Below are 14613 nucleotides of genomic sequence, written 5' to 3' on the forward strand. Positions count from 1 at the left end.
ACTCTTGCAATGAGGATGAAACTGCCTAGGTTCGGGGCCACTTGCAAGGAGATTTTCTCGATGAACGCTATCGCGGCAACCGCCGACGACAGAGCCCGCTCGGCTTCACATTTGCCAGCTGGCCACCCGAAGGTTTTGACGGGCAAGGTCGGTGTCCTTCTTAGCAACCTGGGTACTCCGGACGGAACCGACTATTGGTCGGTTCGGAGATATCTTCGGGAGTTTCTTTCCGATCCGCGTATCATCGAGGCACCGCGTGCGATCTGGTATCCGATCCTTCATGGCATCGTCCTGACAACGCGGCCGCAGAAGGCTGGCGCGAACTATGCGACCATCTGGAACCGGGAGCTTGACGAATCTCCCTTGCGTACGATTACGCGCGGACAGGCGGAGAAGCTGGCGGCGACGTTCGCGAGTGATGATCGGATCGTTGTCGAGTGGGGCATGCGTTATGGCACCCCGTCCATTCGTGGCGCGGTGGACAGCCTGATCAAGCAGGGATGCGACCGCATTCTCATGTTCCCGCTATATCCGCAGTTTTCCGCAACGACGACCGCAACGGCAAACGATCAACTCTATCGCGCGCTTATGAAAATCCGGCATATGCCAACCGCGCGCTCGGTGCCGGCTTACTATGATGAGCCCGTCTATATCGACGCCTTGGCCCGCTCGGTTGAAAAGCACTTGGCGACGTTGGACTTCGAGCCTGAAGTCATCCTTGCTTCCTATCACGGCATCCCAAAGAGCTATTTCGAGAAGGGCGACCCGTATCATTGCCATTGCCTCAAGACGACGCGGTTGCTGCGTGAACGGCTCGGCTTGAGCGAAAAGCAGATGATCACCACCTTCCAGTCGCTGTTTGGCAAGGCTGAGTGGATCAAGCCCTACACCGACAAGACCGTCGAGCAGCTGGCTGCCGATGGTGTGAAGCGGATTGCGATCATCAATCCCGGTTTCTCGGCGGACTGCATCGAGACGTTGGAAGAGATCGATGGCGAAGTTCGCGAGATTTTCATGAACGCTGGCGGCGAGAAATTCACGCACATCCCATGCCTGAATGACAGCCCGGAGGGCATGGAAGTTCTCGAAAACCTTGTGCGCCGCGAGTTGCAGGGCTGGATCTGACCCCTCCCGCGATTGTGTCGCGGGGGAAACCACCTTACATCTGATTGCGAAGTTTAAGCGGCTGCCGGAACTGTTTCCGGCAGTTCCCGCAATTGGAGGTAATGGATGCCGTTCTCGGGCTTTGACGTTCTCATACCGGTGCTGGTCGTTCTCGTCCTGCTCCTGGTATTCGCTGGCATCAAGACAGTCCCGCAAGGCTACAACTATACGGTGGAGCGGTTCGGGCGATACACCCGCACCCTTTCGCCGGGCCTCAACATCATCGTACCATTCATCGACCGCCTTGGGGCCCGGATGAACATGATGGAACAGGTGCTCGACGTTCCGACGCAGGAAGTCATCACCAAGGACAATGCGACTGTGTCGGTTGACGGTGTCGCGTTCTACCAGGTGCTGAATGCGGCACAGGCGGCGTATCAGGTCGCTGGCCTTGAGAACGCGATCCTCAATCTGACCATGACGAATATCCGCTCCGTCATGGGCTCGATGGATCTCGACGAACTGCTTTCCAATCGAGATGCCATCAACGACCGTCTGCTGCACATTGTCGATGACGCAGCCAACATTTGGGGCATCAAGGTCACGCGCGTCGAGATCAAGGACATCAACCCGCCGAAGAACCTCGTTGATTCGATGGCGCGCCAGATGATGGCCGAGCGTGACAGACGTGCCGAAATTCTCGTCGCAGAAGGCCGCAAGCAGGCGCAGATTCTCGAAGCCGAAGGCCGACGTGAGGCCGCGTTCCGCGATGCAGAGGCACGCGAACGCGCCGCTGAGGCCGAGGCTCGCGCGACCCAGATGGTCTCCGACGCGATTGCGAAGGGGGATCTCCAGGCGCTCAACTACTTCGTCGCCCAAAAATACACGGAGGCGATGGCGCAGATAGGCTCAGCACCAAACAGCAAGGTCGTGCTGATGCCGATGGAAGCGTCCGCGCTTATCGGCTCGCTGGGCGGGATCGGCCAGATCGCAAGGGAAGTGTTCGGTTCTGATGCCCCGAGCTCGACGCGTACATCATCGTCGCGGCCTGCGGCACAGCCGCCATTCGTCAATCGCGACCCGACATCATAGCCTAGGTGGCCAGCGGAGGCGCAGATGATCACGCAATGGTTCAGCGACCTCGGCCCATGGGGATGGGTGATTGTCGGCGCCGCACTTCTCGCACTCGAAGTGTTGGCACCGGGCGTTTATCTGTTGTGGTTTGGTGTTGCAGCTGTCCTGACGGGGCTATTATCGTTCCAGCTTTGGGACTACCCGATCTGGGGCTGGCAGGCGCAGACCGTCGCGTTCCTGATCTTGTCCCTTGCTTCAGTGCTGATTGGCCGCCGCATCTTCCCCACAACTGGTACGGACGATACGGATCAGCCGCTCCTAAATCAGCGTGATCGCCAGCTGGTCGGCCGACTTGCGACACTTGCAGAGCCGATCGTAAACGGACATGGCCGGGCACGGATAGGCGACACGCTGTGGCGTGTGACCGGGGAAGACATGCCAAGCGGAACCCGCGTCCGGGTCGCCTCGGCTGAGAACGGTGAACTGGGTGTGGAGGCCGCTTAAGCGGCCCCTATCCTCAGGAGATCGTGCAGGTGAACCAGGCCGACTGGTTTGTCGTCTTCTACCACGAACACCGAGGTAATGGACGATGCGTTCACCAGCTGCAGGGCCTTTCCTGCCAGCGTATCCGGCGTCACCCGTTTCGGGCTGCTCGTCATGATGGTGTCGACGGTTTGCGTCAGCAGGTCCGGCCCCAGGTGACGGCGAAGATCGCCATCCGTGATGATGCCGATCAGGCGCTGATCGTCGGCGACCACACCGACGCAGCCGAACCCTTTGTTTGAAATTTCTGCAACTGCTTCCGTCATCATCGTGCCGGTCTTCACGAGTGGCAGCTTGTCTGCGACGTGCATGATCTCGACAACCTTGACGAGACTCGCGCCGAGCTTGCCGCCCGGGTGGAACGTCCGGAACTGATCAGGCGTAAAACCACGTGCCTCGAGCAACGCAACCGCCAGCGCATCACCCAAAACCAGCTGCATTACCGTCGAGGTGGTCGGCGCAAGGCCGTGCGGGCAGGCTTCTGCCGTCTTCGGCAACGCCAGCAGCACCGTCGATTCACGTCCGAGCGTCGAATCCACGCCTGAGGTGATCGCGATCAGCGGAATGTTGAACCTGCGCGCATAGGCGACGATGCCTTTGAGTTCGGCCGTTTCCCCGGACCAGGATATGGCAAGGATCGCGTCATCAAGGCTGATCATCCCAAGATCGCCGTGGTTGGCTTCGGCAGGGTGTACGAAAAACGCGGGCGTTCCGGTCGATGCCATGGTCGCCGCGATCTTCGATCCGATGTGGCCACTCTTGCCAACACCAGTGACGATCAGCCGTCCTGTGATCTTGGTGATTATCTCGACAGCGTCCGCGAAAGGTGCAGCCAGGCCGTTGCCCAATGCTTCTGCAAGCGCTGTCAGTCCGGCACGTTCGGTATTGATGGTCCGAATGGCGGAAGCTGCTGCAGCCTGCCGATCAATCGGGGCGGTGAGGGGTTTTCTCTGCATGGAGTGCGCTTATCGATTCTGCCGTGTGTTGTCCAACACAAGTGTCGGCCGGGATATCCTCAATCAATTCTCCATTAACCATCGATGTTTACGATCCGGTAAAGCTTTGGCGCGTTTTGCGCGAGACGACCGGACGAAGATGGCATCAATTCCTCAAGGCACAAAGGGTTTGCGCACGGCTGCGTTGACGGCTGCCGTCGGGGTCGTGCTGAGTGCGATGGCGGCGAGCGCGCAGGAGGGGCTTGAGCTTCGTGGGGCCGTTTCCGAGCGGGATATCAACGATGATCTGCTTGGTGCTCCCACCAATTCGCCGGTCATTGATGATGCGGAGCCGACCCCGCCGAGAAATTCACGTCCTCCAGCCGCCGCCCGATCGGTGCCTGTGGCACAGGACGAATTAGTCGGCTCGCGCGAGGGGCCAGCGATCCTGGATGAACCGGAGCGAAGCGGGCGCATGGGGCCTGATGCGATTCGTACCGGCGGGATCGAGACAAGGGGAGCGCGCCTCGACGGCGACGGCTTTGCCCCGATTGGCATCCGCGCCGGATCATTCATCCTGCGACCGCGTCTTGAACAAGGTATCGGGCACACGACCAACGCGAACTCTTCGACCAACGGACGAAGCTCCACCTTCTCCGAGACGGCGTTGCGCCTCAGCGCGATTACCGACTGGTCGCGCCATAGTCTGTCGATCGACGCCAATGTTGACTGGCGTAAATCCTTATCAGGTGAAGAGCTCGACGAGCTTGAAGGCGGAATCAGAGGCGAACTGCGCCTGGACATTGGAGAAGGTCTCGATGGAACAGTGGGTGCAGGCTACCGGGTTCGGGAAGAATCCGCCTCCTCGCCATCAGCGATCTCAGGGGTTGAAGACCGGCCCCTGCGCCACACCCTTTCCGGAACGGCTGGCATCTCGCGCGACGTCGCGCGGTTCCGTTTTGGCCTGACCGGCGATGTTCACCGCGATACCTACGGAGATGCGAAGCTCCTCGATGGCACAGTGGTGTCGCAGAGCGAGCGCGATTCAACGCTTGCGACGGCAAGGCTGAGGCTTGGATACGAGATATCTCCTGCCATACGACCGTTCGTGGAAGCGGAGGCCGGACGTCGCTTTTATGATGAGCGCAGCGACAGTGCCGGCTATGAGCGATCGGCGGACCGATACGCGCTGCGGTCCGGCGTTGAACTGGATCTGCGTGAAAACCTCAACGGAGAGATTTCGGTTGGATGGCTGACTGAGCGACCCGATGACGAGCGTCTCGCTGCCATATCGGGTTTTGTGACAGCAGGGCAGCTTTCGTGGTCTCCGATAAGGGGGACCATTGTCGACTTTAATGCCGCGACGGAGGTTGAAGGCACCACGTCTGCGGGAGAGACAGGCTCCCTGCTTTACTCGGCGAGCCTGGCGATGACGCGCGAGTTGCGCGCGAATCTGTCAGGGCGTGCGGCAGTCGGCCTTGAGTATCGCGACTACGCGGCCTCCGATGCGCATGACCGCGTCATCTGGGGCGAGGCCAGCCTGACTTGGTGGATGAACCGCTATGCGGGGATCACAGGCCGGGCACGCCATGAAATCCAGAAGAGCAATCTTCCCGGCCGCGACTATGACGAGACGAGTGTCTACCTCGGCATGACCTTTCAGCGCTAAGCCTACACTGACAGGCTCGCGGAAAGCAGCATGACACCAAGCAGGAATACGAAGGCAGCGCCCGCGATTTCGATTGCTGCATGAACGCGGTTGCCAGTTCTTCCGTCACCCGCAATCGCGACGGCCCAGTTCTTTGCGGTCACGGCCATCGTCGCGAGCGCCGAAACAGTGATCGCGGTGCCGAGACCCATGGCCAGAACGGAGAGGACGCCGGACGCATAAAGGCCGTTCAGGAATGCGAAGGACAGGACGATCAACGCGCCTGTGCATGGGCGAAGGCCGACCGCCACGATGGCGGTCCATGCGGACTTCCAGTCAAACTGATCGCCGCCAAGAAGCTTCGGGTCCGGAGCATGTGAATGGCCGCACGATGAACAAACATCAGCGCCGTGATGATGATGGTGGTGATGGTCGTGCTCGTGGTGGTGGTGATCGCATCCGTGCTGGTGCTCGTGGTGGCTGGCTGAAGACAGGCTGTGCGCTGGCTTGCCAACGAACAGCCCACGCAGGCGCGGCCAGGCCTTTGTCCAGAGGAGCCAGGCACCAAAGGCGGTGACCAAGGCATAGGATGCGATTTCAAGAAAACGGGTCGCGTCTGTCATCGAGACAGAGGTGCCGCGCAGGATAAGGAACACCGCTGCCATGACGACAATCGCAGTCAGCGATTGCAGCAGAGCCGAAAGGAAGGACAGCATGATGCCGCGGCGGAGCGCGACTTCATTCGCCAGCATATAGGACGAGATAACTGCCTTGCCGTGGCCAGGGCCCGCCGCATGGAAAACCCCATAGACGAAGGAAAGTCCGACGAGAAGCCAGGCACCGCCGCCCCCGTCGCGCATAGAACGCAGGGCTCCGGTCAGCGAGCGATAAAAGTTCTGCTGGTGGAGATTGATCCAGTTAAGCAAGCCAGAAAACATGCCGGTGGAAGGCAGTGTAGCTTCATTCGTGCCGATGCCAAGCGAGCTTTGCGCGTAGGCGGCTGACACGATGATGGTGGTGGCCGATGCAGCGGAGAAAAGGAGAAAGATGGCGCGAAGCGCGGGCTTCTTCATGGTAGAGTCACCCCTTAAGAGCAGGTCAGTTCAAGCCGTGTCGCAAACAGCTTGGAGTAATCGTTTGTCGTCGGATCTTCGAAAAACGCTTCCGTGAGCTTGTCCTGGTTCATCGCAATCGCTTCATCCGGGTCAGGCCGGACCACTGTCCGGGCGCAACTGGCTGGAAGAGGCGAGACCGACATGTAATTGTCTTCGGTGAATTCTATCGCGGTATAGAATGTCGGATCATAGACGCCGAAGGCGATGCTTCCTTTCAAGGGGAGCGGGGCTTGCGGCTTGGATTCGAAGAAGATGATCAGCTGGTTGTCCTCGTAATTGGCGAGGATCGCCTCCGGAGGCGCCATCGTGACAGCTCTTCCGTCCACATCGACAAACTGGAAATAGTCGAATTCCGCCAGAGACTCGTGAATGACGCCTCCCACCTGATCGAGTTCTTCCTGGCTCAGAGCAAGGTCGCTGTTCATGTCGAATTCCAGCAGCACCGTTGAGGAGAATAGATCATCAAAGCGCCAGACATGTCGGAGAGCTTCGACATGTCCGTCGGCAGAGACCATCACCTCGAGGTTGGCTTCAGCGAACACATGTGGATGAGACAGGGAGGGGGATGTCGCTGCCAAGAACATGGCACCGGCGGCCGATATCAAAGACCGTTTCGTCATCAGACCGTTCACGCCCCGTATGAATCGTTGACGAGCATCCCCATAAAACAGGCGGAAATGGGACTGCCTCGTGAATCAGCTCACGTGCTGCTTAAACCACTGGGCCAGGTAGTCGACAAAGACCCGTATCTTTGCTGGCAGGTATCGCCGGTGCGGGTAGACGGCGAAGATGCCACCGCCGCGCGGTGTCCAGTCGTCGAGCAAGGTTTCAAGCTCCCCGCTCGCGAGCGCGGGAGCTGCGATGAAATCGGGAAGTGGCGCGAAGCCGAGGCCTGAGATCGCCGCCGCGCGGGTTGTCAACGGGCTGTTGACCTCGATCGGGCCCGACACGGGAACGGAAAACATTTCTCCGCTGGCGCGCATAAAGGGCCAGTTGGACAGCCAGCGACCATTGGTATCTACCAAGCATGGAAGCTTGGAAAGATCCTGCGGCTTCTCCGGCCTGCCGACGCGCTCGATGAGGTCCGGCGAACCACAGATCTTCAAGGAGAACGGCGCCAGCCTGCGTGCGATCATGGAGGAATCCTCCAGGCGCGTAATGCGGATTGCTACGTCAAATCCCTCTTCCACGAGATCCACGAAACGATCATCCAGGTGGATGTCGAGGACGATGTCCGGATGCTCCTTGGCAAAATCAATCAGAGATTGGCCGATAGGCGCGTCAGAAAAAGTCCTGGGTGCGGTGAGTTTGATGCGGCCGCGTACGTCCCCGGCGGAATCGCGAACGCTCTCCGAGAGGTTGTCGATTTCCTGAATGATTTCGGTTGCGCGCTTGAAATAGGTGTGGCCCGCTTCGGTCAGGGAAAACTGACGCGTCGTGCGATTGAGCAGGAGGGCGCCAAGTTCGTCTTCCAATTCGCGGACATATTTCGATAGCAGCGCCTTCGACCGGCCGATCTTGCGCGCAGCCGCGGAGAAACCCTCAGCTTCCACCACATCGAGGAAGGCGCGCATGCGCGTAAGCGTATCCATGTATTCCCGCGTCACCGTTTTGAGAGCCCGGCGCGAGCTTTGTTCATTTGCTGTACCAGATCAAGGCCCGCGCGCAGGAATTTCAAGCGCTAGCAAGGATTGGGAGCAAGAGGGGGGTGATGCGCGAAACGCTGCTGCGCCAAGCGGGAAGGCACAGGACGCGCGTCGACTGTTGCAAGATAGACTCGCTCAATTTGAACTTCTGGATGAGTGTAAAAAAGCCGTTGCACCCGCCGGGCCTTTTCCCTATATGCGCGCTTGCCCAAAGTCGCACGTGCCTGTGGGTGTCCGCCGTAACCTCGTTTGGTGAGGGAAATCGGTAAGGTACCTGGAGCTAACCCCTCCAGTCGGTCAGACGGCCAACCGCTGATCGAGGACACCTTGAAGCAACGACGGTGCGGGCCTTTCTGGTGTTCTGCCGGTCGTCCAAAGACCGGGGTTACTGAAGAGGCACACCTTCATTGCCGGCAGTGCGGAGGGGTTCTCCAAGCCAAGGCAGGATAAATCGAACTTTCGCCGCAAGGCGCAGGTTCACCGCCGCGCGTGTTGCGTCTCGGGTTCGGTGTCCTCCACCGGCCGGGCCCTGACTCATCCACGCGTCCCTTGTCTTATGCGGGATGATGGCCGGGGGCCGAACATTCCTGCTGTTTGCTTGTTGCGGAGAACCACGATGGCAACCCAGCGTATCCTCGATTTTCTCGCCACCCGTCGTCCAGCCGGACCATGCCTGGTTGTCGATCTCGATGTCATCGAGGACAACTACAAGGCGTTCGAGCGCGCGCTGCCGACGTCAAAGATCTATTACGCAGTGAAGGCCAATCCGGCACCGGAAATCCTGCGCCTGCTGGCCGGGCTCGGCTCGTCCTTTGACACGGCATCCGTGGCCGAAATCGAGATGGCTCTCGACGCCGGCGCGTCTGCGGATCGCATCAGCTATGGCAACACAATCAAGAAGGAGCGCGACGTTGCGCGCGCCTACGAGCTTGGCATTCGCCTGTTCGCTGTCGACTCAGTCGAAGAAGTCGAGAAGATCGCTCGTTCGGCTCCGGGAAGCCGTGTTTTTTGCCGCGTGCTTGCGGATGGCGAGGGCGCGGAGTGGCCCCTGTCGCGCAAGTTCGGCTGCGAGCCAAAGATGGCGGTCGATGTTCTGCGTCACGCACATGAACTTGGGCTCGAAGCTCATGGCGTATCATTCCATGTCGGATCGCAGCAGTGCGACCTCGACGCGTGGGACCGCGCACTGGCTGACGCGAAGGGCGTATTTCAGGCGTTGGAAAAAGAGGGCATCAAGCTCAAGCTGGTCAATATGGGCGGCGGCTTCCCGACGCGTTACCTGAAGGACGTTCCGAGCGCAAAAGCATATGGCGAAGCCATCTTTGCATCGCTGTCGCGCCATTTCGGCAATCGCCTTCCGGAAACCATCATTGAGCCGGGCCGTGGCATGGTTGGAAATGCGGGTGTGATCAAGTCTGAAGTGGTTCTGATCTCGAAGAAGGCCGACAATGACAATGTGCGCTGGGTTTACCTCGACATTGGCAAGTTCGGTGGTCTGGCTGAGACCATGGACGAAGCGATCCGCTATCCGATCTCGACGCCTCATGACGGGAGCGAGACATCGCCGTGCATTCTCGCTGGGCCAACATGCGACTCCGCTGATGTCTTGTATGAGAAGACCCCGTACGCGCTGCCTTTGTCGCTGACCATTGGCGATGAGGTTCTTATCGCGGGGACCGGCGCATACACGACGACTTATTCGGCGGTTGCGTTCAACGGTTTCGAGCCGCTGCGGGCCTACGTCATCTAGGTCCGACGTACTCCAGAGCATTGCCAGGCGGGGGCACCGCCTGGCCAGTTCATCCTCGTTTCAGCTTCGTTTCCTGAAGGAATACGGACATGCCCGAGCATGCGGCCGCCAGGTCCCTTGTGTCGTTCAACATCACGCCTGAGATGCCGGAAGACCGTGCCGCGCGTGAAGCGTTGCTTGATCGGGCGATGGGGCCTGGGCGCAAGCGCAAATCCTCCGAAAAATTGCGGCGTGGCCGTCTGCCGTCGGGAGGCCTGGCGTTCATTGCCCGCGATAACAACGGCTCAGTCCTCGGAACGGTACGTCTGTGGGACGTTATGGCAGGTGACAAAGGTCCTGCGGCCTTGCTGCTCGGCCCGCTTGCTGTCGATCCGGCCTTGAAGTCGAGCGGAATCGGGTCCGCGTTGATGCAGCATGCCATCTCGGAAGCCGCACGTCTTCGGCACAAAGCGATCTTGCTGGTCGGCGATGCGAGTTACTATGGCCGCTTCGGCTTTTCTGCAGCCCGTACTTCTGCGTTGTCTATGCCGGGACCTTATGAGCGCGAGCGTTTTCTCGCGCTCGAATTGGCAGAGGGCGTCTTGTCAGGCGCCAGCGGTACGTTGGTAGCAACCGGCAGAAAAGCAAAGCCCGCGCAAGTGGCGCGGGCTGCATAGGCGGTACGTCTGTAATCAGTCAGTGACGGTGTAGGAGCCGGTATCGCAAAGATCCGTGGTGTCCTCGAGTTCGTCACCATCATCAAAGACGATCTTCAGGTCGTATTCGCAGGCGCGGCGGCCATCGGCGATCGTCACATTTACCGACTCTCCCGAGCCGAGCACGTCCATGCCGAGGATGTCCTCTTCCCAGCTACGCACGTTGGAAGGCGAGGCATAGAGCTCGGTGATCACGAAGCTGCTCTTGTTGATCAGCTTGAATTCAAGGCTGCCTGCCATTGCGGAGGTCGAAACGACCGACACTGCTGCCGCAATCGCCAATTGACGCAGAAACTTCATAAAATGCTCCCCAGTAAAAGTTACGCGGCGTCATCTACTCGGTTTAGGGGGAGTACGGAAGTGGCCAGCTGAGACATAATTTGACGCCAGCTGACTTTTCCCGCAAAATAAAACTCAGATGATTTGGCTGAGCTGCATCGCAATCGACATATCGCCGGCGACTTTGATCTTGCCCGACATGAAGGCCATCGTCGGGTTCAGCTCACCGGCGATCAGATCTTCGAAGTCGCCTTTGGAAATGGTGATCGTGCAATCAGCATCTGCGTCCTGCGTCGAGACGGTCTGACCGTCAACCACGATGACGCCGTCGCTTCCCAGATCGAACTTGACCGACTTGTCGAAGCCGGATTCGGCTACGCCTTCACGGATTTTTCCGACGATTGCGTCAAGGCTCATTCTGATCTCCGATCCGGCCGGCGGGCCAACACTTCCACGATGAGAGCAGATAACAGCAGGTTGACGTTTACGTCAATGTGAAGATTCTGTGTCGCTTGGCTGAAGCAATCGGTTCAAAAGCTCGATGAACGTATCGCGAGCTTCGGTACCGCCTAGACGAGCGACGAACCGCTGTTCGTGGCTTTTCCAGACTGCCAGCATATCGTGAACGAATTGATGTCCTTCAGCGGTCAGGTGCAGAGAGTGGGAACGTTTGTCGCGTTCCGACTTTCGCCGTTCAGCCAGCCCACGCGATTCCAGTCCGTCCATCAAAGCGACGAAATTTGCGCGCTTGATTCCGAGGCGCTCAGCGATCTCGGTCTGTTTCAGGCCGGGAAAACGGGAGATGAGAACAAGGACAGAGAACTCAGCCGGCCTCAGCCGCAATTCTGAAAAGCTCTCGATGAAATCCTGGAATACAAGCAACTGCGCCAGTCGCAGTTTGTACCCGATGATTTCCTCCATCTCAGGAACTGCAAGCTTGGCTGCCTCGGCCCCAGTCTCCTCCCGAACCGTTCTTGACTTTCTGTTGCCCGCTGCGCTCGTCATTGCTCGGAACCTCCACCTTCCGATTGCGGATCAAGGCCGAAGCTATCCGAATCGCGGCCTGCACTCGCGTGTAAACGGCTAACATACGATGTCAGCAATCTACAGCAACTCGCTTAGTACAGGGGAGTTACTGTGATTCCTCGGTTGATGCGGGACGCGTTTGACTGGTTCCGACCTGGCCCTTCGGCAAATAATCGATCTGCTCGACGAGCACTTCGCGAATGAGATCTTCGCCAATCCGCTCGTTGAGACCTGAGCGCAATGTCTCGCGGAAGTTCTCTACGTCGAAATTCTTGCGGGTGGTAAAGTCGATTTCGGGGTGGCCGTAGAGGTGGGTATAGACGAGGTCGGTCAAAAGAGCTTCGGCAGGAAGCTTGAGTTGTGCCAGCCTTCTCCCCTCTGCCGTGTAGACAAGACGGGCAAGAAAATAGCCGTGGACCTTGCCATCATTGAAGACAGGCACGGAGATGATGCCGGTCCTTACGTAGTCCAGCCCGGCAAAAGGTGTTGGCTCAGCGTCCTGCTCCGCGTCCGATTGCATGGACGACTGAAACGCATAGATCAGGGCGCCCGTCGTCGCCAGGCTGATCCAAATCGCTGTAGCCATCAGTTTGATCATCTGGCTCGGGCCACCTTATCCGAACTGGCGTGCCGAATAGGTACCATCGGCCTCCGCGTATTGAATTGCATCCTGCATCAATTGCGCGACCTCGTTCACCGCATTGAGGTGAGCAAGAATAGCCCGTTCGTTTGTTGCCAGCTTCTCGCGCAGCCTTGCGATGTCATCACGATGCTGCTCCTGAAGCTGTGCCGCGCCCAATGCTGAGACCGCCTTGTTCAGCTCGTACAGATACCGGCTCTTTCGTGCGTTCGAGCTTTTGATGTCGAAGCGAATGTCGGTGCGGATGGAAGCGGTCTCGGTATCGACTGTTTCCTCGATGCGGCTCAGGATCGCTGACAGGTTCATGAGCGCGGTCCCTGCGTCCGTACCTTGAGCTGTTGACCGCGTGAAATCCAATGCTTCCTGCATGAAGGTTTTCTCATCTGTCTCTTATTCTTCGAGGCATTAAATACGGTTGGATATGTCTGTCGTCCGGTTGCCCTCGGCTTCCGGCGTGAGCGTCAACTCAATTTCCTTGATAAATGCAGCTGTCATAGCGGCCTGGGCGTCTCTGGCAGGATCCGGCACAGGACCGCTGAGCGCTTCTGGGGCATCTGCATCAGCATTGTAGTGATTGCGCAATATTCGGTCGGCGATTCCGATACCGCCGCGCTGGGCCAGTGAATTGGCGAGGTGCTCGGCGAGCATGGATTGCCACATCTCGCCAGCCATTCCCTCTCCGTATACGGATTCAGTCTCTTTCGGCAGCATCGATTGGAGAAAGGTCTGCAAGACCATCGCCTCGAATTTGACGAAGGCTTCCTGTTGCGGGCTTGCTGGCGTTGGAGGAGTTGAACGCGCTTGCTCTGCAACCGTGAACTCCGCCGAAGCTTTTCGTGCTGCGTTCAGGGCCAACTTGTCGCGTGCGGCGTTGACGCCTGCAGGGTCTGCAGCGCGGGTAACGTCAATGACAAGGTCGCACTGAATGGGTGTCGCCAAGAATCGAGTCCTTCACGTAATTTGCTGGCTTCACTATCTGCGGACAAGCTTGTGGCAGGCTTACTTTGAGGCAGTGAACTTGCGCTCGAGAATTTCCAGCTGAGCCTTTTCTTCCTCGGCGCGCTCTTCGAGCTGGGCAGCTTCGCGCCAGGCCTGTTCGACGAACTTGGTACGGGCAGTTGCCTTCGCAACAAGATGAGCTTCTTGTTGAGCCTTGAGGACTTCCTGCTCCTCGCGATCTACAGCTGCGCCGATGCGACGGTTATAAATGTCAGGAAAGAGGCCGGGGAGGGGGGAAGCGCGGTTCAGCGCTTCAAGCAGCTCGGTCGCATCCTGCCGCGCCCGAGCGGCTTCGGTGAGATGTTGGGCATGGCGGGTTTCATGCAGGCCCTTGATCTGCTTTTGCAAACGAATGAGCCTTTTGAGGCGATCTGCGCGAGATTCCACGAGCCTAACCTCCGAGCGTCGTTGGCAAGAAGCCGTCGGCGAACAGGGACAGCATGATGCTGATCCCGAAATACATCATGATCAGCCCACCCGCAGCCAAGAATGGCAAGGACACGAAGTAGACCGGAATGTGAGGTGCGAGCTTGTTGATCAGGCCGATCGCGAAGTTGGCCAGAATGGCGTAGGCGATGAACGGGCTGGCCAAGCGCAGTGTAAGATAGAAGGACGCCGAAACGGTATCGGCAAGGTCGATCAATGCGCTTTGCGGATCGAACATGCGTCCTACCGGTGCCACATCATATGATATGATCAACGCCTTGATGACTTCATGATGAAAGTCGAAGGCGAATAGGACGAGCAGGGCGCTGAGGGTGATGATCGCGGTCAGCGGTGACTGTGGTTCGGTTTCTTCGACCGTTGATCCGGGGATGCCGCCAAGTCCGGCACTGGTTGTAATGACCGCGCCAGCAAACTGAAGTGCAAGCACGAACACACGAGTCACAAGGCCAATCGTAGCTCCGATCAGAAGTTCGGAAGCGACCAGCAGGATCATCGATGCCGGGTCATCGCGGATATGGGGGATGATGCCATCCCACAGGTGAGCGAGCATCGCCCATGTAATAGCGATCGCTGCGAAAAGGCGGACATGCGCCGCGACACGCGCACTGGAGAGGCCGGGCATCAGCATGAAGCACGCGCCGATCCTGCAAAAAGCAAGGAAGGCGGCAAACGCAATCGTGTCGAGCGGCAGCAGGCTTGCCAGCATCAACCA

The 14613-nt window shown here is 58.6% G+C and carries 18 protein-coding genes; 6 read left to right on the forward strand and 12 right to left on the reverse strand.

Going from position 1 to position 14613, the window contains the following annotated elements; genetic code table 11:
- The first annotated feature begins 60 nt into the window (after window positions 1–60).
- The 3 genes from hemH to IOD40_RS03400 all read left to right on the forward strand — a co-directional run bounded on the left by hemH (window position 61) and on the right by IOD40_RS03400 (window position 2682).
- The gene (gene hemH / locus IOD40_RS03390) at window positions 61–1125 is read left to right on the forward strand and encodes a ferrochelatase (protein ID WP_198474361.1); all 1065 of its coding nucleotides are present in this window, start codon (window positions 61–63) and stop codon (window positions 1123–1125) included.
- Between the two features lie 105 nt (window positions 1126–1230).
- Entirely contained in the window at window positions 1231–2196 is a 966-nt protein-coding gene (locus IOD40_RS03395; protein ID WP_198474363.1) for an SPFH domain-containing protein, read from the forward strand.
- A gap of 24 nt (window positions 2197–2220) precedes the next feature.
- Window positions 2221–2682, forward strand: coding sequence for an NfeD family protein (locus tag IOD40_RS03400; RefSeq protein WP_198474365.1), 462 nt, complete (start codon window positions 2221–2223; stop codon window positions 2680–2682).
- Here IOD40_RS03400 and IOD40_RS03405 read toward each other — a convergent pair.
- Entirely contained in the window at window positions 2679–3677 is a 999-nt protein-coding gene (locus IOD40_RS03405; protein ID WP_198474367.1) for a KpsF/GutQ family sugar-phosphate isomerase, read from the reverse strand. The genes IOD40_RS03400 and IOD40_RS03405 overlap by 4 nt on opposite strands.
- A gap of 139 nt (window positions 3678–3816) precedes the next feature.
- Here IOD40_RS03405 and IOD40_RS03410 point away from each other — a divergent pair, with 139 nt between their 5' ends.
- Window positions 3817–5325 (forward strand): outer membrane beta-barrel protein, encoded by a 1509-nt coding sequence (locus IOD40_RS03410; protein ID WP_233713829.1) that lies wholly within the window; start codon window positions 3817–3819, stop codon window positions 5323–5325.
- 2 nt (window positions 5326–5327) lie between these two features.
- Here the strand turns inward: IOD40_RS03410 and IOD40_RS03415 are convergent, their stop codons facing one another.
- The 3 genes from IOD40_RS03415 to IOD40_RS03425 all read right to left on the reverse strand — a co-directional run bounded on the left by IOD40_RS03415 (window position 5328) and on the right by IOD40_RS03425 (window position 8011).
- Window positions 5328–6377 (reverse strand): nickel/cobalt transporter, encoded by a 1050-nt coding sequence (locus IOD40_RS03415; protein ID WP_198474369.1) that lies wholly within the window; start codon window positions 6375–6377, stop codon window positions 5328–5330.
- A gap of 14 nt (window positions 6378–6391) precedes the next feature.
- The gene (locus tag IOD40_RS03420; protein ID WP_198474371.1) at window positions 6392–7039 is read right to left on the reverse strand and encodes a DUF1007 family protein; all 648 of its coding nucleotides are present in this window, start codon (window positions 7037–7039) and stop codon (window positions 6392–6394) included.
- A 75-nt stretch (window positions 7040–7114) separates the two neighbouring features.
- Window positions 7115–8011: a LysR family transcriptional regulator gene (locus tag IOD40_RS03425; protein WP_198474373.1), complete on the reverse strand. Its 897-nt coding sequence runs from the start codon at window positions 8009–8011 to the stop codon at window positions 7115–7117.
- A 670-nt stretch (window positions 8012–8681) separates the two neighbouring features.
- On the opposite strand from IOD40_RS03425, the gene odc2 reads away from it, so the two are divergent.
- Both odc2 and IOD40_RS03435 read left to right on the forward strand, forming a co-directional pair.
- Complete coding sequence (gene odc2, locus IOD40_RS03430; RefSeq protein ID WP_198474375.1) at window positions 8682–9815, forward strand: ornithine/lysine decarboxylase; 1134 nt, start codon at window positions 8682–8684, stop codon at window positions 9813–9815.
- Window positions 9816–9904: 89 nt separating this feature from the next.
- On the forward strand, window positions 9905–10471 hold the full coding sequence (locus IOD40_RS03435; protein ID WP_198474377.1) for a GNAT family N-acetyltransferase: 567 nt from the start codon (window positions 9905–9907) through the stop codon (window positions 10469–10471).
- A gap of 15 nt (window positions 10472–10486) precedes the next feature.
- Here IOD40_RS03435 and IOD40_RS03440 read toward each other — a convergent pair whose 3' ends face one another.
- The 8 genes from IOD40_RS03440 to fliR all read right to left on the reverse strand — a co-directional run bounded on the left by IOD40_RS03440 (window position 10487) and on the right by fliR (window position 14607).
- Window positions 10487–10810 (reverse strand): hypothetical protein, encoded by a 324-nt coding sequence (locus tag IOD40_RS03440; RefSeq protein WP_198474379.1) that lies wholly within the window; start codon window positions 10808–10810, stop codon window positions 10487–10489.
- Between the two features lie 114 nt (window positions 10811–10924).
- The gene (locus tag IOD40_RS03445) at window positions 10925–11206 is read right to left on the reverse strand and encodes an SCP2 sterol-binding domain-containing protein (protein ID WP_198474381.1); all 282 of its coding nucleotides are present in this window, start codon (window positions 11204–11206) and stop codon (window positions 10925–10927) included.
- Window positions 11207–11278: 72 nt separating this feature from the next.
- A complete protein-coding gene (locus IOD40_RS03450) occupies window positions 11279–11794 on the reverse strand; it encodes a MarR family winged helix-turn-helix transcriptional regulator (protein WP_198474383.1) in 516 nt (171 codons plus the stop codon).
- A gap of 127 nt (window positions 11795–11921) precedes the next feature.
- On the reverse strand, window positions 11922–12401 hold the full coding sequence (locus IOD40_RS03455) for a hypothetical protein (protein ID WP_233713830.1): 480 nt from the start codon (window positions 12399–12401) through the stop codon (window positions 11922–11924).
- A 27-nt stretch (window positions 12402–12428) separates the two neighbouring features.
- Complete coding sequence (locus IOD40_RS03460) at window positions 12429–12824, reverse strand: hypothetical protein (RefSeq protein WP_233713831.1); 396 nt, start codon at window positions 12822–12824, stop codon at window positions 12429–12431.
- Window positions 12825–12860: 36 nt separating this feature from the next.
- A complete protein-coding gene (locus tag IOD40_RS03465; protein ID WP_198474386.1) occupies window positions 12861–13394 on the reverse strand; it encodes a rod-binding protein in 534 nt (177 codons plus the stop codon).
- Window positions 13395–13454: 60 nt separating this feature from the next.
- Window positions 13455–13841, reverse strand: coding sequence for a hypothetical protein (locus tag IOD40_RS03470; RefSeq protein WP_198474388.1), 387 nt, complete (start codon window positions 13839–13841; stop codon window positions 13455–13457).
- Between the two features lie 4 nt (window positions 13842–13845).
- A complete protein-coding gene (gene fliR / locus IOD40_RS03475) occupies window positions 13846–14607 on the reverse strand; it encodes a flagellar biosynthetic protein FliR (protein ID WP_198474390.1) in 762 nt (253 codons plus the stop codon).
- Window positions 14608–14613 lie beyond the last annotated feature (6 nt).

The sequence above is a fragment of the Aquamicrobium zhengzhouense genome (assembly GCF_016124105.1).
GTDB classification, from domain to species: domain Bacteria; phylum Pseudomonadota; class Alphaproteobacteria; order Rhizobiales; family Rhizobiaceae; genus Aerobium; species Aerobium zhengzhouense.

Excerpts from the sequence above, each read along its gene's own strand:
- IOD40_RS03450 (WP_198474383.1), bottom strand. The coding sequence starts at position 11,794 with ATGACGAGCGCAGCGGGCAACAGAAAGTCAAGAACGGTTCGGGAGGAG.
- odc2 (WP_198474375.1), top strand. The coding sequence starts at position 8,682 with ATGGCAACCCAGCGTATCCTCGATTTTCTCGCCACCCGTCGTCCAGCC.
- IOD40_RS03455 (WP_233713830.1), bottom strand. The coding sequence starts at position 12,401 with ATGGCTACAGCGATTTGGATCAGCCTGGCGACGACGGGCGCCCTGATC.
- IOD40_RS03400 (WP_198474365.1), top strand. The coding sequence starts at position 2,221 with ATGATCACGCAATGGTTCAGCGACCTCGGCCCATGGGGATGGGTGATT.
- IOD40_RS03440 (WP_198474379.1), bottom strand. The coding sequence starts at position 10,810 with ATGAAGTTTCTGCGTCAATTGGCGATTGCGGCAGCAGTGTCGGTCGTT.
- fliR (WP_198474390.1), bottom strand. The coding sequence starts at position 14,607 with ATGCTGGCAAGCCTGCTGCCGCTCGACACGATTGCGTTTGCCGCCTTC.
- IOD40_RS03415 (WP_198474369.1), bottom strand. The coding sequence starts at position 6,377 with ATGAAGAAGCCCGCGCTTCGCGCCATCTTTCTCCTTTTCTCCGCTGCA.
- IOD40_RS03425 (WP_198474373.1), bottom strand. The coding sequence starts at position 8,011 with ATGGATACGCTTACGCGCATGCGCGCCTTCCTCGATGTGGTGGAAGCT.
- IOD40_RS03420 (WP_198474371.1), bottom strand. The coding sequence starts at position 7,039 with ATGACGAAACGGTCTTTGATATCGGCCGCCGGTGCCATGTTCTTGGCA.
- IOD40_RS03445 (WP_198474381.1), bottom strand. The coding sequence starts at position 11,206 with ATGAGCCTTGACGCAATCGTCGGAAAAATCCGTGAAGGCGTAGCCGAA.
- IOD40_RS03405 (WP_198474367.1), bottom strand. The coding sequence starts at position 3,677 with ATGCAGAGAAAACCCCTCACCGCCCCGATTGATCGGCAGGCTGCAGCA.
- IOD40_RS03410 (WP_233713829.1), top strand. The coding sequence starts at position 3,817 with ATGGCATCAATTCCTCAAGGCACAAAGGGTTTGCGCACGGCTGCGTTG.
- IOD40_RS03435 (WP_198474377.1), top strand. The coding sequence starts at position 9,905 with ATGCCCGAGCATGCGGCCGCCAGGTCCCTTGTGTCGTTCAACATCACG.
- IOD40_RS03460 (WP_233713831.1), bottom strand. The coding sequence starts at position 12,824 with ATGCAGGAAGCATTGGATTTCACGCGGTCAACAGCTCAAGGTACGGAC.
- IOD40_RS03395 (WP_198474363.1), top strand. The coding sequence starts at position 1,231 with ATGCCGTTCTCGGGCTTTGACGTTCTCATACCGGTGCTGGTCGTTCTC.
- hemH (WP_198474361.1), top strand. The coding sequence starts at position 61 with ATGAACGCTATCGCGGCAACCGCCGACGACAGAGCCCGCTCGGCTTCA.